General features: G+C 67.9%; 23 protein-coding genes and 2 tRNA genes. 9 read left to right on the forward strand and 16 right to left on the reverse strand.

All coding sequences use genetic code 11. From position 1 onward, the window contains the following. Positions 1 to 54 precede the first annotated feature (54 nt). A complete protein-coding gene (locus IEY84_RS02755; protein ID WP_183542001.1) occupies positions 55 to 2418 on the forward strand; it encodes an arylsulfatase in 2364 nt (787 codons plus the stop codon). An 84-nt stretch (positions 2419 to 2502) separates the two neighbouring features. Here the strand turns inward: IEY84_RS02755 and IEY84_RS02760 are convergent, their stop codons facing one another. The 8 genes from IEY84_RS02760 to IEY84_RS02795 all read right to left on the reverse strand — a co-directional run bounded on the left by IEY84_RS02760 (position 2503) and on the right by IEY84_RS02795 (position 9953). Then, positions 2503 to 4308 (reverse strand): BCCT family transporter, encoded by a 1806-nt coding sequence (locus tag IEY84_RS02760; RefSeq protein ID WP_221208442.1) that lies wholly within the window; start codon positions 4306 to 4308, stop codon positions 2503 to 2505. Between the two features lie 429 nt (positions 4309 to 4737). Then, a tRNA-Ala gene (locus tag IEY84_RS02765) sits at positions 4738 to 4813 on the reverse strand. A gap of 54 nt (positions 4814 to 4867) precedes the next feature. Next, entirely contained in the window at positions 4868 to 5686 is an 819-nt protein-coding gene (sepX, locus tag IEY84_RS02770) for a divisome protein SepX/GlpR (protein WP_183542004.1), read from the reverse strand. Positions 5687 to 5787: 101 nt separating this feature from the next. Then, positions 5788 to 6387 (reverse strand): GNAT family N-acetyltransferase, encoded by a 600-nt coding sequence (locus IEY84_RS02775; RefSeq protein WP_183542005.1) that lies wholly within the window; start codon positions 6385 to 6387, stop codon positions 5788 to 5790. A 12-nt stretch (positions 6388 to 6399) separates the two neighbouring features. Then, on the reverse strand, positions 6400 to 6882 hold the full coding sequence (locus IEY84_RS02780) for a MogA/MoaB family molybdenum cofactor biosynthesis protein (RefSeq protein ID WP_183542006.1): 483 nt from the start codon (positions 6880 to 6882) through the stop codon (positions 6400 to 6402). Beyond that, positions 6879 to 7358 (reverse strand): cyclic pyranopterin monophosphate synthase MoaC, encoded by a 480-nt coding sequence (gene moaC / locus IEY84_RS02785; RefSeq protein ID WP_183542007.1) that lies wholly within the window; start codon positions 7356 to 7358, stop codon positions 6879 to 6881. The genes IEY84_RS02780 and moaC overlap by 4 nt, the downstream gene beginning before the upstream one ends. After that, positions 7358 to 8566: a molybdotransferase-like divisome protein Glp gene (gene glp, locus IEY84_RS02790; RefSeq protein WP_183542008.1), complete on the reverse strand. Its 1209-nt coding sequence runs from the start codon at positions 8564 to 8566 to the stop codon at positions 7358 to 7360. The genes moaC and glp overlap by 1 nt, the downstream gene beginning before the upstream one ends. Positions 8567 to 8576: 10 nt before the next feature. Then, positions 8577 to 9953: a UTP--glucose-1-phosphate uridylyltransferase gene (locus IEY84_RS02795; protein ID WP_183542009.1), complete on the reverse strand. Its 1377-nt coding sequence runs from the start codon at positions 9951 to 9953 to the stop codon at positions 8577 to 8579. Positions 9954 to 10030: 77 nt separating this feature from the next. Here IEY84_RS02795 and IEY84_RS02800 point away from each other — a divergent pair, with 77 nt between their 5' ends. From IEY84_RS02800 to IEY84_RS02815, 4 genes are all read left to right on the forward strand, one after another. Continuing rightward, the gene (locus IEY84_RS02800) at positions 10031 to 10594 is read left to right on the forward strand and encodes a 5-formyltetrahydrofolate cyclo-ligase (protein WP_183542011.1); all 564 of its coding nucleotides are present in this window, start codon (positions 10031 to 10033) and stop codon (positions 10592 to 10594) included. Between the two features lie 59 nt (positions 10595 to 10653). Next, a complete protein-coding gene (locus IEY84_RS02805; RefSeq protein WP_183542013.1) occupies positions 10654 to 10917 on the forward strand; it encodes an FmdB family zinc ribbon protein in 264 nt (87 codons plus the stop codon). 182 nt (positions 10918 to 11099) lie between these two features. Beyond that, on the forward strand, positions 11100 to 11759 hold the full coding sequence (locus tag IEY84_RS02810) for an SAF domain-containing protein (RefSeq protein WP_183542015.1): 660 nt from the start codon (positions 11100 to 11102) through the stop codon (positions 11757 to 11759). A gap of 68 nt (positions 11760 to 11827) precedes the next feature. Next, positions 11828 to 12178: an MscL family protein gene (locus tag IEY84_RS02815; protein WP_183542017.1), complete on the forward strand. Its 351-nt coding sequence runs from the start codon at positions 11828 to 11830 to the stop codon at positions 12176 to 12178. A 24-nt stretch (positions 12179 to 12202) separates the two neighbouring features. Here IEY84_RS02815 and IEY84_RS02820 read toward each other — a convergent pair whose 3' ends face one another. Together IEY84_RS02820 and IEY84_RS02825 are read right to left on the reverse strand one after the other, a co-directional pair. Then, the gene (locus IEY84_RS02820; RefSeq protein ID WP_183542019.1) at positions 12203 to 12400 is read right to left on the reverse strand and encodes a hypothetical protein; all 198 of its coding nucleotides are present in this window, start codon (positions 12398 to 12400) and stop codon (positions 12203 to 12205) included. Continuing rightward, positions 12400 to 14547: an LCP family protein gene (locus tag IEY84_RS02825; RefSeq protein WP_183542021.1), complete on the reverse strand. Its 2148-nt coding sequence runs from the start codon at positions 14545 to 14547 to the stop codon at positions 12400 to 12402. Before IEY84_RS02825 ends, IEY84_RS02820 begins: the two co-directional genes overlap by 1 nt. Positions 14548 to 14750: 203 nt before the next feature. Between IEY84_RS02825 and IEY84_RS02830 the strand changes: the two genes are divergently transcribed. Next, positions 14751 to 14826, forward strand: a tRNA-Arg gene (locus IEY84_RS02830). Positions 14827 to 14856: 30 nt separating this feature from the next. Here the strand turns inward: IEY84_RS02830 and IEY84_RS02835 are convergent. After that, positions 14857 to 16038, reverse strand: coding sequence for a saccharopine dehydrogenase family protein (locus tag IEY84_RS02835; RefSeq protein WP_183542023.1), 1182 nt, complete (start codon positions 16036 to 16038; stop codon positions 14857 to 14859). A 174-nt stretch (positions 16039 to 16212) separates the two neighbouring features. Here IEY84_RS02835 and IEY84_RS02840 point away from each other — a divergent pair, with 174 nt between their 5' ends. The 3 genes from IEY84_RS02840 to IEY84_RS02850 are packed head-to-tail and all read left to right on the forward strand — an operon-like array spanning position 16213 to position 18145. Next, a complete protein-coding gene (locus IEY84_RS02840; RefSeq protein WP_183542025.1) occupies positions 16213 to 16974 on the forward strand; it encodes a response regulator transcription factor in 762 nt (253 codons plus the stop codon). Positions 16975 to 17006: 32 nt separating this feature from the next. Continuing rightward, complete coding sequence (locus tag IEY84_RS02845; RefSeq protein ID WP_183542027.1) at positions 17007 to 17276, forward strand: DUF2277 domain-containing protein; 270 nt, start codon at positions 17007 to 17009, stop codon at positions 17274 to 17276. Continuing rightward, the gene (locus IEY84_RS02850) at positions 17273 to 18145 is read left to right on the forward strand and encodes a Sir2 family NAD-dependent protein deacetylase (RefSeq protein ID WP_183542028.1); all 873 of its coding nucleotides are present in this window, start codon (positions 17273 to 17275) and stop codon (positions 18143 to 18145) included. Before IEY84_RS02845 ends, IEY84_RS02850 begins: the two co-directional genes overlap by 4 nt. Here the strand turns inward: IEY84_RS02850 and IEY84_RS02855 are convergent. From IEY84_RS02855 to IEY84_RS02875, 5 genes are all read right to left on the reverse strand, one after another. Next, a complete protein-coding gene (locus tag IEY84_RS02855; RefSeq protein ID WP_183542029.1) occupies positions 18131 to 18403 on the reverse strand; it encodes a hypothetical protein in 273 nt (90 codons plus the stop codon). The genes IEY84_RS02850 and IEY84_RS02855 overlap by 15 nt on opposite strands. Positions 18404 to 18584: 181 nt before the next feature. After that, the gene (locus IEY84_RS02860; RefSeq protein ID WP_183542030.1) at positions 18585 to 19271 is read right to left on the reverse strand and encodes an iron-dependent transcriptional repressor DtxR; all 687 of its coding nucleotides are present in this window, start codon (positions 19269 to 19271) and stop codon (positions 18585 to 18587) included. 95 nt (positions 19272 to 19366) lie between these two features. Then, positions 19367 to 19855: a MarR family winged helix-turn-helix transcriptional regulator gene (locus IEY84_RS02865; protein WP_183542031.1), complete on the reverse strand. Its 489-nt coding sequence runs from the start codon at positions 19853 to 19855 to the stop codon at positions 19367 to 19369. Continuing rightward, the gene (locus IEY84_RS02870; RefSeq protein ID WP_221208443.1) at positions 19852 to 21471 is read right to left on the reverse strand and encodes an MDR family MFS transporter; all 1620 of its coding nucleotides are present in this window, start codon (positions 21469 to 21471) and stop codon (positions 19852 to 19854) included. The genes IEY84_RS02865 and IEY84_RS02870 overlap by 4 nt, the downstream gene beginning before the upstream one ends. A 333-nt stretch (positions 21472 to 21804) precedes the next feature. After that, complete coding sequence (locus IEY84_RS02875) at positions 21805 to 23793, reverse strand: ABC transporter ATP-binding protein (protein WP_183542032.1); 1989 nt, start codon at positions 23791 to 23793, stop codon at positions 21805 to 21807. Between the last annotated feature and the right edge of the window lie 8 nt (positions 23794 to 23801).

Genomic DNA, 23801 nt, shown 5'->3' on the forward strand with positions numbered 1-23801 from the left:
GCTGGCCCGTCGGCCTGACCGATCCCGCCCGCCTGCCCCCGAGGAGATCTCATCGTGACCAGCTTCCACGCCGACCGGCATGTGCTGCCCGAGCCCGACCCAGCACAGGTCGTCGCGACAGCACTCGGTATCGAGGACCAGACCGCCGCCTTCGAGCCGGTGCGCCCGACCGTTCCCCCGCCGCAGGCCCCGAACGTCGTGATCGTCGTCATGGACGATCTGGGCTACGGAACCTCCAGCGCGTTCGGCGGTCCGTGCGCGATGCCGACAGCAGAGAACTTGGCCGAGGGCGGCCTGCGCTACTCCCGCTTCCACGTGACCGCGCTGTGCTCGCCGACCCGACAGGCCCTGATGACCGGCCGGAACCACCACTCCGTCGGCATGGGCGGCACCACCGAGATGGCCACGTCGGCCCCCGGCTACAACGGGTTCCGGCCCCAGTCTGCCGCCACGATCGCTCAGATCCTGCAGGGCAACGGGTACAGCACCGCGGCCTTCGGGAAGTGGCACCAGACCCCGCCGCGCGAGATCAGCCCGGTGGGCCCGTTCGACCGTTGGCCGACAGGCGAGGGCTTCGACACGTTCTACGGGTTCATGGGAGCGGAGATGAACCACTGGTACCCGCTGCTGTACGAAGGCACGACGCCCGTCGAGCCGGACCGGCGGCCCGAGGACGGATATCACCTCTCCGAGGACCTCGCCGACCGGGCGATCGAATGGGTACGCACCCAGCGCACCCTGACCCCGGACCGGCCGTTCTTCACCTACATCGCCCTCGGCGCCTCGCACGCGCCGCTGCACGTGGCGCCGGAGTGGCGGGAGAGGTATCAGGGTCGGTTCGCCCACGGCTGGGACGAGCAGCGCGAGCGCACGCTGGCCGAGCAGAAGCGGCTCGGCGTGGCACCGGCCGACGCCGAGCTGGCTCGCTGGGCCGACGGCGTACCCCACTGGGACGAGCTCTCCGATACGCAGCGGACGCTGTCAGCGCGGTTCATGGAGACCTTCGCCGGGTTCACCGAGCACGCCGACAAGCAGGTCGGGCGGTTCGTCGCCGCGCTCGAGGAGCTCGGGGCGATGGACAACACCCTGTTCGTCTACCTGCTCGGCGACAACGGCGCGTCGGGGGAGGGCGGGATCGAGGGCACCACGGTCGAGCATCGGCTCGGTCACGGCCTCGTGGACGACCCCGAGGAGATGATCGCGGACCTGGACCGGATCGGCGGCCCGGAGACGTACCCGATCGCGCCGGTCGGTTGGGCGCTGGCGCTCAACACCCCGTTCCAGTGGACCAAGCAGGTCGCCTCCCACTTCGGCGGGACCCGGGACGGCCTGATCGTGCACTGGCCGGAGGGGATCGCGGACCGCGGTGGCGTACGGGACCAGTTCCACCACGTCATCGACATCCTGCCGACGGTCCTCGACTGCGCCGGCGTCCCTCAGCCGACCTCCGTCGCAGGCGTCGCGCAGCAGCCGGTCGAGGGGACCAGCATGCGCTACACCTTCGACGCTGCCGACGCGACCGGGCGGCGGCGTACGCAGTACTTCGAGATGTGCGGCAACCGCGGGATCTACCACGAGGGCTGGATGGCGGTGACCCGCCACGGGACCCCATGGGAGATGGTCCCGCAGGGAGGGCGGCGGTTCAGCGACGACGTCTGGGAGCTCTACCACGTCGACACCGACTTCTCTCAGGCCCATGACCTGGCCGCAGCGCAGCCGGAGCGGCTGCGCGAGCTGCAGGAGCTGTTCCTCATCGAGGCCGCGAAGCGTCAGGTGTTCCCCCTCGACCCGAGGGTGACGGAGCGGGAGAACCCCACGCTGGCCGGGCGCGTCGATCTGCTCGGAGACCGCCGGTCGGTGACCTACCGCGGTGGCATGCGGCGGTTCACCGAGGAGACCACGCCCAACGTCAAGAACCGCTCCCACAGCATCACCGCTGACGTCGAGGTGCCCACAACGGGTGCCGCCGGAGTGGTCGTGGCCCAGGGCGGTCGGTTCGGCGGCTGGTCGCTCTACTGCGTCGAGGGCAAGGTCCGCTACGACTACAGCTACTTCGACCTCACCCACTTCACGGTCGGCGCCGAGAAGGCGCTGTCCCCTGGACGTCACCAGATCCGGATGGAGTTCCACTACGACGGGGACGGGCACGGCCTCGGCGGCGATGTGATCCTGGTGGTCGACGGCGACAAGGTCGCCCAGGGGCGGGTGGATCGGACGATCCCCTACTACTTCTCCTTCGACGAGACGCTGGACATCGGGGTCGACCTGGGCACGCCCGTGTCCAACGAGTACGCCGCGGTCGACAACGCCTTCACCGGCACCGTACACACGGTGCGGATCGACCTCGACGGGCCGGCCGCTCCCGACGATGCGGACGCCGACGCACAGCGCCGGCAACGCGTCTTCATCTCCCAGTGAGAACCGGGGACGGCCACGAGCTCCTCGTGGCCGTCCCCTCCGTCAAACGGTGGAATCACCTCAGGCGATAGCCGCGAACATCCGTCACGGCCTGTCCGGACGGACGGCCGGCACCTCTCCCGTCTCCGGGTCGAAGCCGTCCGCCCATTCCCCGGAGGCGAAGTCGTAGTCGACCGGATGACCTTCTTCGTCGGTGCGCTGGTACCAGTCGGTGTACCGCTGGTCGGTCGAGTCGACCTCGGCGCCGGCACCCTCCTCGGGACAGCTCGCCTCCACCACCTGGAGGGCGAAGTTGTCGCCGTACTTCTCCACCCCTTGGAGCACGGCGTTGCGGATCGCGGCGTCGGCGTAGCGGTGCCGCAGGGTGTACGGGTCGGTGGTGAGGTCGCGCACCCAGGCCACGATGATCAGCAGCATCACCAGCGCGAACGGCACCGCCGTGACGATCACCAGCTGCTGCAGTCCTGCCAGGGCGGTCGCGTCGCCGAGCAGCAGCATCACCACGGCGATGCCGGCCATCACCAGTCCCCAGAAGACGACCACCCAGCGGCTCGGCTCCAGGTGTCCGCGGGTCGACAGCATTCCCATCACCACTGACGCGGAGTCCGCGGAGGTGATGAAGAAGATGGCCAGCACCACGATGATCAGGTAAGGCAGCCACTCCAGGTAGGGCAGGTTGTCGATCATCGCGAAGAAGACCTGCGGCGGGGCCATGTCACCGGCGAGGGAGCCGTCCTGGGACATCGACATCGCAGTTCCGCCCATCACACCGAAGGCCACGAAGAGCAGTGTGGAGGGGATGAGGATCGTGCCGAGAAGGAACTGCCGGATGGTCCGTCCCCGGGAGATGCGGGCGATGAAGATGCCGACGAAGGGCGACCAGGAGATCCACCACGCCCAGTAGTACACGGTCCAGGTCGACTGGAACTCCTGAGTCTCCTCACCCCAGGACAGCGAGCGGCCCATCAGGTCGAAGAGCGAGCCCAGGTACTCCAGCTGCGCCGATGGCAGGAAGTTCAGCAGGAACAGGGTCGGCCCCACGGCCAGGATCAGCCCGACGACCCCGATCGTCAGCACGATGTTGATGCTCGAGAGGTAGCGGATGCCGCGGGCGACACCGGAGACGGCCGAGATCACGAATGCAACGGTGAGCAGCAGCAGGATGCCGACCACCATGACGTTCGTCAGCTGACCCACCCCGGTGACGATGCTGACGCCGGTCCCGATCTGCATCGCCGCGATTCCGAGCGCTGCGGCAGTGCCGAAGAGGGTGGCGACGATGGCGAGGATGTCGATCAGCTTGCCGACGAAGCCCTCGGTGAGTCGCTCCCCGAAGAGGTTGCGGAAGATCGAGGACATCAGCAGGCTTCGGCCGCGGCGATAGGCGGAGTACGCGACGGCGCCACCCACGAGCGCGTACATCGCCCAGGCATGAAACCCCCAGTGGAAGTACGTCTGCGCCATCGCCCGGTGCATCGCTTCGACCGATCCCGCCTCGTTGGTGAGCGGCGGCGGATCTGTGAAGTAGGTCAGCGGCTCGGAGGGGCCGAAGAAGATGACCCCGATCCCGATTCCTGCGGCGAAGAGCATCGCCACCCACGCGAAGGTGCTGAACTCGACTTCCTCGTTGTCCTTGCCGAGCGGGATCTTGCCGTAGGGCGAGAAGGCCAGGACCAGCAGCGAGACGAGCACCACGACGGCGACCGAGTTGAAGAGCCACCCGACGTTCCGCGTGGACCAGTCGAACGCGGTCTGGGCGACCGAGGCAACGCTGTCCGGTGCCGCGACGCCCCAGATCACGAAGGCGACCGTGAGCCCTCCGGCGATCGCGAAGACGAGCCTGTCGACGCTGTAGCGGCGCCGTTGCTCATCGATGGAGATACCAGGCACCAGGGCTGGATGCCGGTCATGGGGATATTTCGGGCGCATCGGATCGAGCTTCCCCAACGACTCCCCGACTCTGCGACGGGTGCGTCTTCCCTCATCCGCGTCGCGCGACTGGATAGCAGTCTGCTTCTCGTTCACAGCACAACCCCTCAGGTTCAGCGGCCCCGCGGTTGCCATCCCATGGTTCTGGCTCGTTACGATGCCTGCGCTTTGGTCTGAAACAGGATTGCAGCGAATCCGCCCAGGCGAACCCCTCGATTGGCTATCGCAGCCATAGGCGCCCGCAATGAGGACCGCAGAGCACAGCGCGCGACGATTCGAGGACCGCGCCGTGACGAGTCGATCGACAAGACGTACGCGGGCGGCGCGACGACAAGCAAGAAACCCGGCCCTTCGCTGCAGTGAAGATGCAGTTCAGAACCGGGTTTCAGGTGGTGGAGCTGAGGGGATTCGAACCCCTGGCCTTCTCATTGCGAACGAGACGCGCTACCAACTGCGCCACAGCCCCAAGCGATGAGAAACGTTAGCATCTCGTCGCGGGTGTTACCCAATCAGGATGGCCTCAGGTGCCGGTGGCGCGGTTGCGCGCAGCCTCGGCGGCCTCGGCTGCGGCACGCTCGGCCTCTTCGGCCTGACGGACGAGCTCGGAGTCGGCGGCGTTGCGACCCGAGCTCCACACGCCGGTGGCGTCCAGGTCGATGGTGCGCACGGCGCGGCGCGGCGCGGCCTCCTTGGAGACGTACGTCGGCAGCGGTGTCTCCACCGGCTTCCAGGAGCCCGCGGGGAACTGCTCACCGGTGTCGTCGTGCTCGACGACAGCCACCAGGTCGCCGGTGTCCTGGTCGATGTCGAAGGTGATCCGGGGCGGAGCGGCCGGCTCCGGCTCGGGAATGTCCTCGGGGAACGGGATCCGTGCCCAGACCTCTCGCTGGTGGCGCACGCTGAGTCGGCAGGTGACCAGCCAGGCGATGACCAGCGCACCCGGGATCGCGATCCACACCGGTCCGAAGACACCGAAGCCGGCGAGAGCGCCGACCACGACCAGACCGAAGACGAGCACGCCGAGCACGATGCTGCGGCGCTTGGCCGCGGCACGAGCCGCGCGGCGGCGTACGGCCATCGGGACGGGTCGCGGAGCAAGCTCCTCTGCCTCCTCGACCTCGGGCTCCGGCTTCTTCGACGACTTCTCGGTCACCAGGTCGGTGGAGTCCTTGCTGGTGGCCTCTCGGCGTGCGAGGATCCGACGGGACTTGGAGATCGCCGCGCTCGCCCGGCTCTTCGTCCCGTCCTCGGCCGTCGCGTTCTGCTCGAGCGCTTTAGGCACCAAGTACACCGCCCACGCCACGGCGAGGGCGACGAAGATGAGTGCGCTCGGGTCCACGTCAAGAAGCGTAGGAGCCATTACCAGCCCGTAGGCGGACGTGCTGTGGTGTGTCGCGTGTGACTTGTGTGATTTCAGCGGGACACGCCGGAGTCAATGCCTCATTCGGGTGACAAACCGAGTCTGGCCAGCATTCCTTGGTGACATTCTTCAACCGTTATCGCGAAGATACGGTGATCTCGCCAGGCTCCGTCGATATGCAGAAATCGGGGCGCATATCCGATCTCGTTGATGCCGAGCTTCTCCACCACGCGCAGCGAGTTGGAGTTCTCCGGCCGGATGCAGATCTCGACCCGGTGCAGCTTGGCGGTGGTGAAGCAGTGGTCGATGACGAGCGCCACCGCCAGTGGCATCACACCGCGGCCGGCGAAGCCCTGGTCGATCCAGTAGCCGATCGAGGCGAACTGCGCGGAGCCGCGCACGATGTTGTTGACCGTGACCTGACCTGCGAAAACCCCGTCCACTTCGATCGCGAACGGATAGGTGACGCCACGCTTGGCCTGACGCCGAAGACGACGTACGAGGTTGGCGAACGTCGTGGGCCGGGCAGTCGATCCCGGCGGCACGGTCGCATCCCACTGATGCAGCCAGGCCGCCGAACGGCGGCGCGCATCGGTCCATGCCTTGGCGTCGAGACGGTCGAGCGGGCGTACGGTCACCGCGCCGTGCGAGAGGACGGCGGGCCAGCCGGGGTCAGTCATCGAGGATCCCGATCAATGGTCGCTGCCGACCGACTGCTCCACGGCGTGGGGCAGCACCGGACGCAGCACGTCGATCGCGTCCTTCACGCCACCCCGGGACCCGGGAAGGTTCACCACCACGCACGCTCCGATCTGACCGGCCAGACCGCGGGACAGTAGCGCCGTCGGGATCTCTTTGGCCACTCCGGCCGCTCTGATGCCCTCGGCGATGCCGGGGATCTCGCGGTCGAGCAGCGGACGGGTGACCTCGGGGGTGCGGTCGGTCGGAGTCAGGCCGGTGCCTCCGGTGGTGAGAACGACCCGCGCTCCCTCCTCAGCAGCGCGGGCGATCGCCTCGCCGACCGGGTCGCCGTCGCGTACGACCTCGGGTGGGCCGACGTCGAAGCCGAGCTCTTCCAGGAAGACGACCAGGAGCGGGCCGGTGGTGTCCTCGTAGATCCCGGCCGAGGCGCGGTTGGAGGCGACGACGACGGCCGCTCGGAGACGCTCGCTCATCGCTGGAAGGTTCCTGACTTTCCGCCGGTCTTGGTCTCGACCCGGACATCGGTGATGACCGCCCGCTTGTCGACGGCCTTGATCATGTCGACCACGGTCAGGCCGGCGACGGCGACCGCGGTCATCGCCTCCATCTCGACACCGGTGCGGTCGGTCGTCTTCACAGTCGCGGTGATCTCGACGGCGTCGTCGGCGACGCTCAGCTCGACCTTGACGCCCGAGACCGCCAACGGGTGGCAGAGCGGGATCAGATCGGGGGTCTTCTTGGCACCCATGATCCCGGCGATACGGGCCACGGCGAGCGCATCGCCCTTGGGTACGCCCTCGCCGCGCAGCAGCTCGATGACCTCGGTCGAGACGAGGACGCGTCCGGACGCGGTCGCGGTGCGGGTGGTGACCGCCTTCTCGGAGACGTCGACCATCCGGGCCGCACCGGTCTCGTCGACGTGGGTGAGCCGGGGCTCGCTGTCGGTCATCAGAACTCCACGTCCAGCTCGATCACGTCCACCTCGGTGTCCGTGTCCAGCGCTGTCGTCTCCGGCGGGATCACGATGAGGCAGTTGGCGCCGGCCAGGTCGCCGATCAGATGGGACCCGGCGCCACCGACGGGCGAGACGACGGCGCCGTGGCTGTCGTACCACCCGCGCAGATACTGCTCCTTGCCCTCTGGAGACCGCAGCGGGCGGGTGAGGGCGGCGCGATGGGCCGGCCGAGCCTCGGGGGTCATGCCCATCAGCCGGCGCAGCGCGGGGAGCACGAAGAGCTCGAACGAGACGAACGAGGAGACCGGGTTTCCGGGGAGGCACAGGACCGGGATCCGCTCCTCGCCGATCCGCCCGAACCCCTGAGGCTTGCCCGGCTGCATGTTCACCGGGCCGAACCAGACCCCCTCCGGGGCCAGCGCCTCCTTGACCACGTCGTAGTCGCCCATCGAGACACCACCGGAGGTGACCACCAGGTCGGCCCGGACCAGCTGATCGGTGAGCGCGGTCATGAACGCCCTCGGCTCGTCGGGCACGATCCCGACGCGGTAGGCGATCGCGCCTGCACGGCGAGCTGCGCCCGCCAGCAGGAAGGAGTTTCCGTCGTAGATCGAGTCATGACCGAGCGTCTCGCCGGGCTCGCGCAGCTCGGTGCCGGTCGAGAGCACGACGACGCGAGGCCGCGGACGCACCGCCACCTGGGCGCGACCGACGGAGGCGATCAGCCCCAGGTGGCGCGGGCCGAGCACGGTGCCCGCAGGGACGAGCAGATCACCCTTGGCGACGTCCTCGCCCGCGTAGCGGACGTGCTGGGCCTGTTTCGGCGCCTGCCTGATCTCGACCGTGGCGACGCCGCGGTCGGTCCACTCGTACGGCACGACCGTGTCCGCACCCGTCGGCAGCGGAGCGCCGGTCATGATCTTCGCTGCCGCGCCGGGCTGGAGCGCCAGCAGGGACGCCTGCCCGGCGCCGATCTCGCCGACCACCGGCAACCGCACCGACCCCTCGGCCGATGCCGTCGTGACATCGGCGTACCGGACCGCGTAGCCGTCCATCGAGGAGTTGTCGAAGCTCGGGAGCGCGACCGCGGCATGGATGTCCTCGGCCACCGCCAGCCCGAGGCAGTCCATCAGGGGCTGCGGGTAGGCCGGCATCGGCTCGAGCTCGTCGAGAATGCGCTGGCGATATTCCTGGGGTGTCACCCCGGAAACACTAGTCGGCCAGGACCGTGGCAGGCGCGACGCGTTCGGCGTTGGCGCCGTCGAGCTCGACCGCACCGATGACCTGGACGCCCTTGCCGAAGGTCCAGTCGCCGTTGACCGTCAGCGACGAAGCCTTGCGCAACGACGGGGCGCCTTCGGGGAAGCGCTCGTCGAAGCTGGCGACGTACTTGTAGTAGTCGCCGTCCAGGTCGATGAACGGCACCTGCTCGGCGACCTGGTCGAGCACGAAGTCTTCGCCGATGTCGTAGACGTCCGAGCGGAGGACCAGCAGGTCGTTGGTCGTCTTGACCGGCACGAAGCGGTCGCGGCCGACCTCGATCAGCTGCGAGCCCTCGAAGACCTCGATCGCGGCCCCCATGGCGGTCTCGATCTGGACCACCTTCGGCGTCTTCGGATCAGCCGGATCGACGGTCTTCTCGTTGCGGATCAGCGGCAGGCCGAGGATGCCGTCGCGCTCGCTCAGGACCTTCTTGAGCGCCTTGAGGTCGAACCAGATGTTGTTGGTCGAGCAGTACTTGTGGCGGCCGAGGTCCTGCAGGGCCACCTTGTCCTCGTCGCGGGTCTGCGCGGTCTCACGCAGGATGAGCCGACCGTCGGACTTGCGGCGCGCGAAGTGACCGCCCTTGCGGTCGCTCGGGGTGCGGCGTACGGCCTCGATGGCGAAGGGAGCGCCGGACTTGGCGAACCAGCCCGCGACCTTCTCGTCGGGGACCGCGCCGAGGTTGTCGGAGTTGGAGACGAAGACCCGCTCGTAGCCCTGCTCGATGAGCAGGTCGAGGAGGCCGGTGTCGAGCAGCGCGGTGTAGATGTCACCGTGGCCCGGCGGGCACCACTCGAGCTCGGGGTCCTTGGGCCACTCGACCGGGGTCAGGTCGTCGACGAGCAGACGCGGCTCGCGGTTCTGCAGGAACTCCAGCGGAAGACCCTCGACGGGGAGGTCCTGGTAGCGCTCGAGCGCGGCCAGGCTGTCCTCGGAGGTGCGGAAGGAGTTCATCAGCAGCAGCGGGAGGCGTACGTCGTACCTCTCGCGCATGTGCAGGACCTGGCGGGCGATCACGTCCAGGAAGCTCAGGCCCTTGCGCACGCACAGCAGCGACTTCGCGCGGTCCATGCCCATCGAGGTGCCGAGGCCGCCGTTGAGCTTGATCACCGCGGTGGTCGAGATGGCGGCGTGCGCCTCCTCGTCGCTGACCTCGGCGTCGCTGATCGACGGGATGTCGACCGGCTCGATCGTGTCCTCGGGGATCATCCCGGTCTCGCCGTGCTCGAGCTGGCGGTAGTAATGTGCGAACGTCTGCACGGCGACGTCATCCACGCCGGCATCGCGCATCTTCGCCATTGCCTTGGCCAAACCTGGGCTACCCATAGAGGAGAGCCTAGGCTGTCGTTGTGTCGGGTTCACACACCCCTCCGGGTTCTGACGGTCCAGCCCCCGCTGACTTCGTGGGGCGCAAGACTGCCCTACGCGACCAGCTGCTGACCACTCGGCGCCGCATCGGGCTCCCCGAGCTCGGTTCGCTCGCGCGTTCGCTCGCGGAGGTGGTCATCGAAATTCCAGAGGTACGCCGGGCCGCAACCGTTGCGCTCTACGTCTCGATCGGCACCGAACCGGGCACCGGACCGCTTCTCGACGAGCTCGATGCAGCAGGGACACGTGTCCTGCTCCCGTGTCTGCTGCCGGACAACGATCTGGACTGGGCCGTCTATGACGGGGACCTGGTTCGGGCGCCTCGCGGATTGTTGGAGCCGGGCGGGGAGCGGTTGGGCGTGACCGCGGTCGCCGACGCGGACGTGGTGCTGGTCCCAGGTCTGGCCGTCGACCCGCAGGGCCGGCGGATGGGACGAGGCGGCGGATCCTACGACCGCATCCTCGCTCGGGTGCCGGCCGGGACCCTCACCTGCGTACTCCTCTATCCGTGGGAGATCGGTGTCTCGGTGCCCGTCGAGCCGCACGACCAGGCCGTCGGCGCGGCCGCGAGCGCGGAGGGAATGCAGCGCTTCTCCTAGGCGTTCGCTAATATTGGCAGTCGCGCCCGTCGAGTGCCAGATTCTGTTCTAGGAGAAACGTGCCCACCTATCAGTACGCCTGCACCGAGTGCGGCCACGCCTTCGACCAGTTCCAGAGCTTCAGCGAGGCTTCGCTGACCGAGTGCCCCGAGTGCAGCGGCAAGCTGCGCAAGGTCTTCAGCGCCGCCGGGGTCGTCTTCAAGGGCTCCGGTTTCTACCGCACCGACTCCCGGTCCGGATCGTCCAGCTCGAGCTCCTCGGACTCGAGCTCGTCCTCGACCTCTTCGCCGGCGCCCGCCGCGGCCTCCAGCTCCTCCGACTGACGCCGAGACGTCACGCCCGTCGGCCGAAGCGTCACGCGCGTCGGCCGAGATGGCACCGCGATGCCATCTCGAACGACGTGAGTGACGCCTCGGCAGGTGGTTATCCACAGGTTTTCCCACAGGCTGCTCAGGACTGTGGATAGCGAGATGCGGGAACTGCGGGGGCGGCTTAGCGTGCCCGCATGTTCACTCGACTCACGTCCCTGTCCCGCCGCGTACGCCGCGGGGTCCTCGCCCACCGACGCCTGCTGGCGTTCCTGCTGACCGCCTCCGCGGTCGCGATCGGGTTCTCGGCCACTCGCCCGGCTCCACCCGACACCTCGACGATGGCGGTCGCGGCCCGAGATCTGCCGGTCGGCACGGTCCTCACCGCCGCCGACCTGACCGACGTCGAGACCGACCCCGGCCGCATGCCCGCTGACCTCGCCGAGGCCCCGCTCGGCGAGCGGCTCGCGGCTCCGCTGCGGCGCGGCGAGCCCGTCACCGACGTACGCCTCGTCGGCCCCTCGTTGACCGACGGCCATCCCGACCTGGTCGCCGTGCCGGTCCGGCTCCCCGATGCCGAGATGGCCGCGCTGCTCCGCGTCGGCGACACCGTCGACCTCTACGCCACCGATCCCGCGACCGCCGAGACCGTGTTGGTCACTACCGACACGCTGATCCTCAGCCTCCCTCAAGGCACGGAACCGAGCGGCGATGATTCGATGACACAAGGAAAGACCGAAGGGTTTGGCGTCACGAACGCTTCGGCGGGGCGTCTGGTCATCGTCGGAGTCGCCGCGAACAGCGTCGAGGACGTCACGTCCGCAGGGGTGGGCGGCTACCTCACCTTCGCGTACTGACAGCCCAACGAACGCCACTTCCGGGGTCTCCTACACCTCACACAATGAGCAACAGGAGAAAGCAAGACATGGACGGTTTCAAGAAGTTTCTGCTCCAAGGCGACCTGATCAAGCTGGCGGTCGCCTTCATCATGGGTGCCGCGTTCGCCTCGGTCGTCACAGCGACGGTCGACGTGATCATGGACCTGATCGGCAAAGTCGGCGGTACGCCGAACTTCTCAGACTACGAGCCGGGCGGAGTAAGCATCGGCGCCTGGCTGACCGCTGTCATCGCCTTCATCATCATGGCCGCGGTGGTCTACTTCATGATCGTCAAGCCCTACACCCACGCCAAGGAGCGCTACTTCCCGGACCCGGACCCGGGCGAGACCGAGGTCGACATCCTCAAGCAGATCCGCGACAGCCTCAGCGCCCGCTGACGCGTTCGCACCCCAGGTGCCGTCTCACCCACCGTGGTGAGGCGGCACCTGCGATTTCAGCCAACGATCCGACGCCGACTCCCCCGACTCAGCCGACGGCTCCCGCTCGTCGCTGGTCGTCTCCGGAAGTGCGTCACCGAAGATTCGCGCCAGCCGCTGCTTGCGCTTCCACTCCGGCTCCTTCGGTTCATTCTGCTCCGTCGACACATCCCGGTCGGACATCAGCACAGTCCTGCTGACTCGCGGGCCGCCTTGGCATCCTCGGCGATCTGGGCGAGCTCATCCTCGGAGGCTCCACTGCTCGCGCCACCGGAGGCAGGCTCCGAGGACTCGGTGGAATCAGACTCGTCGCCGGGCGCCGAGCCAGCAGTCTCGCCGTCAGTCGCCTCGCCGGTCGCCTCGTCACCCGCCGCCGCGTCGTCCGACTTCTTGCTCTTCTTGCCGGAGGCCTCACCAGCGTCCAGTGCGCCGGCAGCGATCTTCTTGGTCAGCGGCTTGTCGTTGGCGATCGCCTTGAAGACATTCTTTGCTTTCTCAGGGTCGAGGACCACCGTGTTGTCGTTCTGCGGGTCGGTGACCACCGGAATCGTAAGGAACTTGATGTTCTCCATCCCGATGCTCTGGAAGCCGACCCCGATCTTGGCCATCGTGTCGAGGTTGTCCTTGAGGCCCTCGTCCATCGTCAAACCCTTGGTCGCAGCATTCAAGAAGCCGAGCACCTTCGTAGGACTGGACAGGGTGTCCCCGGAGAGCAGTTTGGCCGCCATCGAGCCGATGAACGCCTGCTGGCGTTGGGATCGGTGAAGATCACCGCCGTTGCCGAGACCGTGCCGCAAGCGGACATAGTTGAGTGCCTGTTTACCGGTCAGCTTCTGGTCGCCGGCTTCGAAGTGAGCGCCGGTGAAGGGGTCATCGACCTCTTCGGGGATACAGACGTCCACACCTTCGATGGCGTCGACCATCCCCTTGAAGCTCGTGAAGTCGACCACCACAACATGGTTGACGGTGATGTCGCACTTCTTGCCGCACATGTCGTTGGCTACAGACTCGAGCTGGGTGACTGTACAGGCGGGGCCGCCGGCCGAGTAGGCCTCGTTCCAGCGGACGTACTCGGCCGAATCGGACTTGCCGTCTTCGGTCTCGCATGACGGTCGATCCACCATCGTGTCGCGCGGGATCGAGACGCCGTAGGCGAACTTTCGGTTGGCCGAAAGGTGCAGCAGAATGGTGGTGTCGGACCGTTGCCCCCCTCCTGCCTTGCCGTCGACATTGCACCCTTTGCAGTCACGACTGTCCGAACCCATCACGAGGATGTTGATCGGTTCCTTCGGGCCGACATCAGCGGCCTCCTCGCCAAGACTGACGGTGTCGATGTTCGACCGCAGGTCGCGGTAGGTGTAGACGGTGAACAGCCCGACCAACAGCGCCAGCACGAGCAGGGTCGAGCTGAGCACCTGCCACACACTGATCCGCGGCCGGTCGCGATCTTCGCGTTCGTCCGCCGGATAAGGGGCGTACGGCTCCTCGTAGCCATCCCGGAGCGACCCGTCGTCGTAGAGCTCGTCGTCATAACCCCCCGCGTACGCAGCATCGCGTCGCCCGGCGGCGGGATAGGCCTCGTGACGGGCCGCGTGCAGCTCGTCGCGTGAGGTGGTGCGCTCCTGGGGACGCTCGGCCGGGGCCGGGCGAGGCGCGACGGTGGTCGCGGCGGGGTCGTTCCAGTCGAACTCGCGGGCAGCCGGCGGGGCCAGCTGCTGGTCGGGGGCCTTCGGTGTCGGCGGAGCAGGCTGGGGATCCTGGCGATACCACTCCTGCGCGGGCGCGACCGCGGTCTCCTCCACGGCGGGCACCGGCGGCACGGGAGCCGGCGGCGGAGGTACGTCCCGCGCGGGACGCGACGTCTCCCGCAGCGGCGGGGCGACCATGGTCGCGTCCGGGTCGTTCCACTCCTGCGGGGCGGGCGGAGCCGGCGTCGGGGTGGCCCGCGAGCTCCCCCGGCCCATCGCCTGATAGCGCTCGGCCCGAGGGACCTCTCGCTGAACCGGCTCCCGTCGCTCCGGCTCGGCGCGTGGCGGTTCGGGGCGTACCGGCTCAGGGCGCGGCGGCTGGGCGCCACGGGGATCCGCCTGGGCCGGCTCCTCCCGGATCGGGCGCGCAGCCCGGCGACCGCCGCCGGACCCTCCCGGAGCGGGAGGCGGCGGCGACACGAAGTCGGACTGCGGCCGCGCGGCCCGCCGTCCACCACCGGGCTCCGCCGACGGCTGGTCTATCGGTACGTCCGCGGCTCGAGCGCCACGGCCGGAGCGAGTCCCCTCGGACTCCTCGCCCGCAGCCTCGTCGGCGCCGTACATCCACTCGAATCCGGACACGCCCGAGCCTGCGTCCTCACCCCCACGGCGGGGAGGCATAGGGGGGCTAGGCATAGATCACCGTCACTCGTCGCTTGATTACGGGGGGATTCGGGTTGAGTCGACGGTGACTCAACCTACGCGAGAATCCCAAGTTTGACCTGAGACCGCTTCGAACCCCAAACCGTAGTATGACTCGTCATCATGGCAAGATATCCGCGAACGCCCCAGTAGCTCAGTGGATAGAGCAGCCGCCTCCTAAGCGAAAGGTCGCAAGTTCGACTCTTGCCTGGGGCACCAGTTCCACACATAACCCCATAGCAGCGCGCCCTACGACGCCTCGACGACCTCGAACCGGATCCCAGCATCCTGCAGGCGAGCCAGCAGCGCATCCCCCATCGCGACCGCGGTGGTGACCGATCCGGAGGTCTCGGGGAGCGTGTCGAAGGCGAGGCACAGCGCCGACTCGGCGAGCATCTTGGCGGTCTCGGTGTAGCCCGGGTCGCCACCGGACACCTGGGTGTGGATCTTCCGACCTCCGGTCTCGGCGACGAAATCGACGGTGAACCACGACTTCTCGCGGCGGCCCTCGGAGGGGCCGGTGCCCTGCTTGACCCGCTCGCCCAGCTTGGCCCGCAGCGGCGGCACCTGCATCGCGAGCGCGAGGGCACCGACACCGACGGCACCGCCGACGGCGTACCTCAACGTCTTGGTCCCGGCGAAGTGCGAGTAGGTGAAGGCGGGTCCGTACGCCTCCAGCGCCTGGCCGGAGCGGGCGACGATGAACGGATCGATGGTCGGCAGCGGCAGCAGCCAATAGCCCAGGTCGCTGTCGCGACCGACCGAAGGCTTCGCAGCCCGAGACCTACGCCCCGCCGGCCGCTCCTCGAGCGCCCGACGCTCACGCGAAGCCGCTGCCATCTCCTTGGGCCGCGACATCTGCCCGAGTGCGGAGTGGAAGGTGCCGCCGGAGAAGGTGGCGTTGGAGCGTACGACGCCCTTCATCGTCAGCGGTGCGGTGATCGCGCCGCCGGCGGAGGCAGCGAGCTCGCGCACCGTGTAGAAGGCGCCGAGGTCGTGCGGGATCGAGTCGAACCCGCAGGCGTGCACGATCCGGGCGCCGTTCGCGCGGGCGGTCTCGTCGTACTTCACGAACATCCGGTCGACGAACTCGGGCTCTCCGGTCAGGTCCACATAGTCGGTGCCGGCCTCCGCGCAGGCCTTGACCAGAGGCTCGCCGAACTCGAGGTAGGGCCCGACCGTCGTGATCACGACCCGCGAACGAGCCGCCAGCGCGACGAGGGAAGCGGAGTCGTTGACGTCGGCCTGGATGAGCTCGACGTCGGCGGAACCGAGCGAGTCGCGCACGGCCTCGAGCCGCGACAGGGAGCGGCCCGCGAGCGCCCACCGCAGCCCCTGGGGCGCGTGCTCGGCGAGATATTCGGCCACCAGCCCTCCGGTGAATCCGGTCGCGCCGAACAGGACGATGTCGAGATCGCGAGAGGTCGTCATAGCCGCTACCTTTCCAGAACCAACGAAATCCGAGACGGCACGGGTCGGCGAGTGATCCAATGTTGCATCAAGAGGGATACGCTTAGGCGGTTTCTTTTGTGATGAACATCGAGATGAGCGACCAGGCACCATCCCCGACCACGAGATGAGCGAGACGAGCCTGTGGGTGACGCGGTGATCAGCGTTGTGCTGGCCGACGGTCACGACGTCGTGCGTGTCGGCGTGCGTACGGTCCTACGACCCGAGTCCGACATCGAGGTCGTCGGTGAGGCTCGCACCGCCGCCGAGGCACGGCCGCTGATCGCGACGCTCCGCCCTGACGTGCTCATCCTCGACTCCTACCTGCCCGACTCCTCCGGCGTCGCGCTGTGCCGTGAGGCGCTGGCGATGAAGAGCGACATCCGATGCCTGATCCTGGCCACCGACGCCGACGACGAGGTGATGAGCCAGGCGATCATGGCGGGCGCGGCCGGTTATGTGGTCAAGCAGATCGAGGCGTCGAGCCTGGTCTCCGGCGTACGTCTGGTGGCCAGCGGCCACACCCTCTTCGACCCCGAGGCGGCGGCCAAGGTGGTCCACAACGTCGAGGAGCGGCGCCGGATGCACGGGGTGGTCGCCGAGCTGACCCCGCAGCAGCGCCGGATCCTGGTGCTGCTCGCCGAGGGCATCTCCAACCGGCAGATCGCCGATCGTCTGGTGCTGGCCGAGAAGACCGTGAAGAACCACATCACCGGGCTCCTCGCCAAGCTCGGCGTCAGCCACCGCACCCAGGCCGCCCTGATGGCGAGCCAGCTGCTCGAAGACGGTGTCGTGCCGCGACCTGCACCCCCTGCCGACGACATGAGGCAGCCCAAGGGCGCGGGACCGAGCGGCGGACTGATGCCCCCGCATCCCCGCGGCCAGTCCCCTTCCCGTGCGCCCGGCCGATCCCTGTAGTCCTCTCCTCCGATCCAGGTACCGTGGATGGCATGTGCCGCAACATCCGCCCACTCCACAACTTCGAGCCGCCCGCCACCAACGACGAGGTCACCGCTGCCGCCCTGCAGTTCGTACGCAAGGTGAGCGGCACGACCAAGCCTTCTGCCGCCAACCAGGAGGCCTTCGACCAAGCCGTCGCCGAGATCGCCCACATCACCCGGCATCTTCTCGATGACCTGGTCACCAACGCGCCCAAGAAGAACCGCGAGGTCGAGGCCGCGAAGCGCAAGGCTCGCGCCGAGGGCAGGTACGCCTCGTGACGCTCGCTTCGGCGAGCGCGAGCACCACCGATTCGTACGCCGCAGCGCTGGCCCTCCTCCAGGACCGTCCACTCGTGGTGCTGACCGGGGCCGGGGTCTCGACCGACTCGGGCATCCCCGACTACCGCAGCCCGGGCAGCCCGTCCCGGCAGCCGATGACCTACCAGCAGTTCATCTCCGGACCGCAGGAACGGCAGCGCTACTGGGCCCGCAGCCACCTCGGCTGGCGGCGGATGGGCAGCGCGGTGCCGAACGCCGGCCATCGCGCCCTGACCCTGATCGAGCCTGAGCTGCTGATCACCCAGAACGTCGACGGGCTGCACGAGCAGGCCTCACCGGAACTGGCCCGGAGCGGTCGGATCGTGCCGCTGCACGGTCGGGTGGCCGACGTGGTCTGTCTCTCCTGCCGCACGGTGAGCCCGCGACGCGAGCTCCAGGAGCGGATGGAGGTGCTCAACGCCGGTTGGGCCGAGGCACATGCGGACGTGGAGTCTCGCCCGGACGGCGACGTCGCGCTCGAGGAGACCCAGGACTTCGTCGTGCCCGACTGCGAGATCTGCGGCGGCATCCTCAAGCCCGATGTCGTCTTCTTCGGAGAGAACGTCCCCAAGGACCGGGTCGCCCGGTGCATGGAGGCGGTCGACGCAATCGCAGGGAGGGGCGTACTGCTCGTCGCGGGATCGAGCCTGGCAGTGATGAGCGGCTACCGGTTCGTGCGCCGGGCGGCAAAGGCCGGGACCCCGGTCGTCATCGTCAACCGAGGCGCCACCAGGGGCGACGGGGAGGCGACGTACAAGCTGGAGGTCGGAACCAGCGAGTTCCTCACCACCGTGGCGCAGAGCAGGTCCGGAGCCTCAGGCAGAGCGTGACTCGATCGTCGGCAGACTGCCCATCCGGCCGGCAGCCTCGTCGACGGACAGTCTGGCTCCGATGAAGAAGTGGTAGACCGGCCCTTCGTCGATCAGCAGGACCTTCGCGCTGTGGAACTCGCCACCGAGGTCGGTGAGCACGATCTCCTCGCCGCGCTCGAGGTGACGGGTCAAGCCGGTGTCGGTGTGGTGGACGGCGACTGGGCGGAACGTCTCATCCAGCTCGCGACCGCGAGCGGGCAGATGAACGATCTCCATAGAGCTCTCCCCTCCGGAGACCCCCGCAAGTCTCGACATGACAACCACTGAAACCCATACCGATCACCTGGGTTACAGCAGGCCCTGCACGTCAAACATAAGCATCTAGGACCTAATCGGTCCAGAGTTGCGTGCCAGATTCTGCCGACGTCGAGAGAATTTCACCCGGTGTTACTGCGGGTCAGAGCGCCTTGACGAAGATGTGGTCCGCGGCCTCGGGGATGATCTCCGCGGTCTCCCCACCGGAGCCGAGCAGGACTCCGTCAGGGGTCGCCTTGATCGCCACGGTCTGGTCGGGGGTCGCACCGACCCGGCGCAGAGCGCTCATCAGCGACTCGTCCTTCTGCATCTCCTCGGAGATACGTCGCACCAGGACGGTGGCGCGCTCGGAGCCTGCTGCCGCCGTCAGCGACTGGACGCCGGCCATGAAGTCCTCGTCGGCGGGCTTGCCGCCGAGCTCGTCGAGGCCGGGGATCGGGTTGCCGTAGGGCGACTCGGTCGGGTCGCCTAGGAGATCGAGCAGTCGCCTCTCGACGGTCTCCGACATGACGTGCTCCCAGCGGCACGCCTCCTCGTGGACCAGCTCCCAGTCGAGGCCGATGACGTCGGTGAGCAGCCGCTCGGCGAGCCGGTGCTTGCGCATCACCCGGGTGGCCAGGCGAAGGCCTTCGTCGGTGAGCTGCAGGTGGCGGTCACCCTCGACGGTGAGCAGACCGTCCCGCTCCATCCGGGCGACGGTCTGCGAGACCGTGGGGCCGGACTGGTGCAGACGCTCGGCGATGCGGGCGCGCAGCGGAACGATTCCCTCTTCGACCAGCTCGTAGATCGTGCGAAGGTACATCTCGGTGGTGTCGATGAGGTCGCTCACGAGTTGATCCTACATCCTTGAATCGATCAGAAAAACCGAACGAGCAGGGCGTGTCCGAGACGGCGACCTGCAGCGGAGATCGTGAGGGCGATCCCTTAGGAGCCCTGGCGTTCGAGGGCTTCGTTGTATCGAGACAGCATACCGCTGAGCTGGTCGATGTCGTCCGGACTCCAGTCGGCAAGCCGGTCGTTGAAACGTACGCGGCGCTCCCGCGCCACCCGGTCGAGCCCCTCGCGCGCCTTGACGGTCACCGAGACCAGGCTGGCGCGACCGTCCTCCGGGTCGGGGTGGCGCTCGAGGAGGCCGAGGTCGATGATCGTCTGCACCATCCGGCTGACCGCACCCTTGTCGATGCCGAGGCCGTCTACGAGAGCCGAGGCGCGCACCGGGCCGTGCTCGGCCAACCAGGTCAGCAGCATGTAGCCGCCCGGCGGCAGGTCGGGGTGGAGCATCCGTCCACGGGCGCTCATCGCCCGCTTCCCGCGCCGCAGGAAGACTCCGAGCTCCGCCTCGAGCCGGATCAGCGCCTCCACCCGGGTGGCGTCGATCTGGTCGCTCTCAGCGGACTCGTCGGTGGCAGTCATCTCCGCACAGCTTCCTCGACCTCGGTCTCGGCCTCAGCGAGGGCCTTCTTCTCGGGGAGATCGTCCACGGTCGTCTTCAGCGGGACCTCCCTGATGCCCACGATAGCGACCAGGGCGAGAAGTGCGCACGGGATGGCCACCAGGAAGAGGTCGGCGGTCGCGACGGCGAAGGCGTGCTCGTAGAGCGCCTGCACCGCGCTCGGCATGCTCGCCGGGTCGGCGAGGCCGCCGCTCTGCAGACTCTGGAGCTCCTCGGGGGTGACCTTCCCGCTGGCCACCAGCTCCGGGATCCCGTCGGTGATGACGTCCTCGACCCGGTGGGAGAGCACGGCGCCGAGCGCGGCGATGCCGATCGAGCCACCCATCGAGCGGAAGAAGGCGACGACAGAGGAGCCCGCGCCCATGTCGCGGTTGTCGAGGTTGTTCTGCACCGCGAGCACGAGGTTCTGGTTGGTCGCCCCCACCCCGAGGCCGACCACTGCCATGAACGCACCCACCACGGCCAGGTTCGTGTGCTCGTCGATGGTGCTGAGCAGGTAGAGGCCGATCGGCAGCATGGTGCCGCCGAAGATCAGGTAGCGCTTCCAGCGACCGGTGGAGCTGATCAGCCGGCCGGTGACCATGCCCGCCGTGGAGAGCCCGAGCACCATGCAGATCGACATCAGACCGGCGTGGGTCGGGGTCATGCCGCGAGCGGTCTGGAAGTACTGCTGCAGGTAGACCGTCGCACCGAACATCCCGGCACCGACGAAGAACGAGGCGAACGTGGAGAGCACCATCGTCCGGTCGCGGAAGAGGCGCAGCGGGATGATCGGCTCCTTGGCGACCTTTCCCTCGACCAGGATCGCGAGGGCGAGCACGACGATGCTGCCCGCGACCAGGGCGTACGACGTCAGCGAGGCCCACTCGAAGGACTCACCACCCAGCGTGACCCAGATCAGCAGCGCCGAGACCCCTGCGACGAGCAGGAAGGCACCGAGGTAGTCGATGCTGACCTCGCGGCGTACGTGCGGGAGGTGCAGGGTCTTCTGGAGCAGGACGAAGGCGATCACCGCGAACGGCACACCGACGTAGAAGACGCCGGGCCAGCCGAACGAGGAGTCGACGATCACGCCGCCGACCAGCGGGCCGATGACCGTGGCCAGGGCGAACACCGCGCCGATGTAGCCGGAGTAGCGACCGCGCTCACGCGGGGAGACGATCATCGCGATGATCACCTGGATCAGGGCGACGATGCCACCCATGCCGAGGCCGGCGATGACACGTCCGGTGATGATGACCGGCATCGACGGCGCCAGACCACAGATCGCCGAACCGACGATGAACAGGCCGAGCGCGACCTGGACCAGCATCTTCTTGTTGTAGAGGTCGGCGAGCTTGCCCCAGATCGGCGTGGTCGCGGTCATCGCCAGCATGCTCGAGACGACGATCCAGGTGTAACCGCTCTGGGTGCCACCCAGGTCGGTGACGATCCGCGGCAGCGCGTTCGCGACCGACGTGCTGGACAGCATGGCGACGAAGAGCGCCATCAGCAGGCCCGAGAGGACCTCCATGATCTGGCGGTGGGTCATCTCCGGCGCGACGATGGCCTGCGAAGACTGGTGGGACTCTGACAAGGACTGACTCGGCTCTCGCTCACATTGGTTGAATATCGGCAACCAATGTACTTCGGTTTAGTTGCTAAAACCAACTTGTGCCATGGATCGAGTCGCGTACGAGTCCGAAAACGGGGCGACCCGCAGGCGGGCCGGGTGGCCAACCCGGTGGATGAGTCCGGTACGCCTGCGGGTCGGGTGGCTGCTGGTGAATTGCCAGCCCCATCCTGGTTGGAGGGCTGCTAGCGAGCAGCCACCTCACGCATCCAATCGTTCTTCATCTGATCGGATCACCTCCTTTCCCGTGTGCCTCAACGGTAGGCGCCGAGCGACATCGGGATCAAAGGGTTTATTTCACGCCGTCGCCGGCTCCTCCTCGACGAGCGGGTGACTGAACTGCGACTGGTAGAGCTCGGCGTACGCGCCGCCGGCTTCGAGCAGTTCGGCGTGGTTGCCCTGCTCGACGATCGCACCGTCGCGCATGACCAGGATCAGGTCGGCGTCGCGGATCGTGGAGAGCCGGTGGGCGATCACGAAGGACGTACGGTCCGAGCGCAGTGCTGCCATCGCGTGCTGCAGGAGCAGCTCGGTGCGGGTGTCGACCGAGGAGGTCGCCTCGTCGAGGATCAGGAGCGACGGCTCGGCGAGGAAGGCCCTGGCGATGGTGACCAGCTGCCGCTCGCCCGCCGAGAGGTTGCCGCCCTGGTCGGTGACCAGGGTGTCGTAGCCGTCGGGCAGCGAGTGCACGAACCTGTCGACGTACGTCGCCCGGGCCGCCTCGAGCAGCTCCTCGTCGGTCGCGGTCGGCCGGCCGTAGCGGATGTTGTCGCGGATCGTGCCCTCGAAGAGCCAGGTGTCCTGGAGAACCATGCCGGTGCGTTCACGCAGGTCGGATCTTGGGATCGAGGCGATGTCGGCACCATCGAGGGTGATCCGGCCGGCGTCGAGCTCGTAGAAGCGCATGATCAGGTTGACCAGGGTGGTCTTGCCGGCACCCGTGGGACCGACGATCGCGACGGTCTGCCCGGGGCGAGCCACCAGGGACAGGTCCTCGATCAGGGGATTGTCCTTGTCGTAGGAGAAGCTCACCTGCTCGAACCGGACCTCGCCGGCTCCGGCGCCGTTCCGCGGAGTGCCGACCTCGGCCGACTGCTCCTCGGCGTCGAGCAGCTCGAAGACGCGCTCGGCCGAGGCGACGCCCGACTGGAGCAGGTTCATCATCGAGGCGAGGGTGGTGATGGGCTGGGTGAACTGGCGCGAGTACTGGATGAAGGCCTGCAGCTCACCCAGGCTCAGGGCTCCGCTGGCGACCCGGAGCGATCCGACCACGCAGACCACCACGAACATCAGGTTGCCGACGAACATCATCAGCGGCATCAGGATCCCGCTGATGAACTGTGCCTTGAAGGACGCGGCGAAAAGCTTGTCGTTCTCCTCGGCGAAGGTCTTCTCGACCTCCTCCTGACGCCCGAAGACCTTGACCAGGTCGTGGCCGGAGAAGGTCTCCTCGATGTGACCGTTGAGCTTGCCGGTGTGGCGCCACTGCGCCACGAACTGTCCCTGCGACCGCTTCATCACTGCGCCGGTCACCACCAGCGAGACGGGCACAGCGAGCAGCGCGATCAGGGCCAGCACCGGGCTGATCCAGAACATCATGAACAGCACCGTGACCAGTGTGAACAGAGCGGTCAGCACCTGGCTGAAGGTCTGCTGCAGGGTCTGACTGATGTTGTCGATGTCGTTGGTGACCCGGCTGAGCAGCTCGCCGCGCGGCTGCTTGTCGAAGTAGGAGAGCGGGACGTTGTGGACCTTCTTCTCGACGTCCTCACGCAGCCCCTTCACGGTGCCCTGGACGACCGAGTTGAGGATCCAGCCCTGCACGAAGGAGAGCAGCGAGGCCACCAGGTAGACGGCGAGCACCACGAGCAGCGCATTGCGCAGCGCGTCGAAGTCGACGCCCTGGCCCGGCGTGACGTAGTCCATCCCGGAGAGCATGTCGGCGACCCTGTCGTCGCCCTGGGCCCGCAGCCCCTCGACCGCCTCCTCCTGGGTGACGCCGGCCGGGAGCTCCCGGGAGAAGATGCCGCCGAAGATGATGTCGGTCGCCTTGCCCAGCAGCCACGGCCCCAGCGACATCAGCGTGACGCTGATCGCGGCCAGGACGATGGTCGCGGCGGCGTGGAGCCTGTATGGCGCCATCCGGCGCAGCAGGCGCTTGGCCGAGGGGACGAAGGTCATCGCCTTGTCCCCCACCGCGCCGCCCGCGCCCATCGGGCCGGGGCCGCCCTGGGGACGTACGATCCGCTCGGTCTTCTTCATCTGGCCGTTCGTCTGGTCGCTCATGCTGCGGC

Source organism: Nocardioides albus, from assembly GCF_014648255.1.
In the GTDB taxonomy this organism is placed as follows: domain Bacteria; phylum Actinomycetota; class Actinomycetes; order Propionibacteriales; family Nocardioidaceae; genus Nocardioides; species Nocardioides albus.

Excerpts from the sequence above, each read along its gene's own strand:
- IEY84_RS02775 (WP_183542005.1), bottom strand. The coding sequence starts at position 6,387 with ATGACTGACCCCGGCTGGCCCGCCGTCCTCTCGCACGGCGCGGTGACC.
- IEY84_RS02780 (WP_183542006.1), bottom strand. The coding sequence starts at position 6,882 with ATGAGCGAGCGTCTCCGAGCGGCCGTCGTCGTCGCCTCCAACCGCGCC.
- moaC (WP_183542007.1), bottom strand. The coding sequence starts at position 7,358 with ATGACCGACAGCGAGCCCCGGCTCACCCACGTCGACGAGACCGGTGCG.
- IEY84_RS02795 (WP_183542009.1), bottom strand. The coding sequence starts at position 9,953 with ATGGGTAGCCCAGGTTTGGCCAAGGCAATGGCGAAGATGCGCGATGCC.
- IEY84_RS02810 (WP_183542015.1), top strand. The coding sequence starts at position 11,100 with ATGTTCACTCGACTCACGTCCCTGTCCCGCCGCGTACGCCGCGGGGTC.
- IEY84_RS02815 (WP_183542017.1), top strand. The coding sequence starts at position 11,828 with ATGGACGGTTTCAAGAAGTTTCTGCTCCAAGGCGACCTGATCAAGCTG.
- IEY84_RS02820 (WP_183542019.1), bottom strand. The coding sequence starts at position 12,400 with ATGTCCGACCGGGATGTGTCGACGGAGCAGAATGAACCGAAGGAGCCG.
- IEY84_RS02835 (WP_183542023.1), bottom strand. The coding sequence starts at position 16,038 with ATGACGACCTCTCGCGATCTCGACATCGTCCTGTTCGGCGCGACCGGA.
- IEY84_RS02845 (WP_183542027.1), top strand. The coding sequence starts at position 17,007 with ATGTGCCGCAACATCCGCCCACTCCACAACTTCGAGCCGCCCGCCACC.
- IEY84_RS02855 (WP_183542029.1), bottom strand. The coding sequence starts at position 18,403 with ATGGAGATCGTTCATCTGCCCGCTCGCGGTCGCGAGCTGGATGAGACG.
- IEY84_RS02865 (WP_183542031.1), bottom strand. The coding sequence starts at position 19,855 with ATGACTGCCACCGACGAGTCCGCTGAGAGCGACCAGATCGACGCCACC.
- IEY84_RS02875 (WP_183542032.1), bottom strand. The coding sequence starts at position 23,793 with ATGAGCGACCAGACGAACGGCCAGATGAAGAAGACCGAGCGGATCGTA.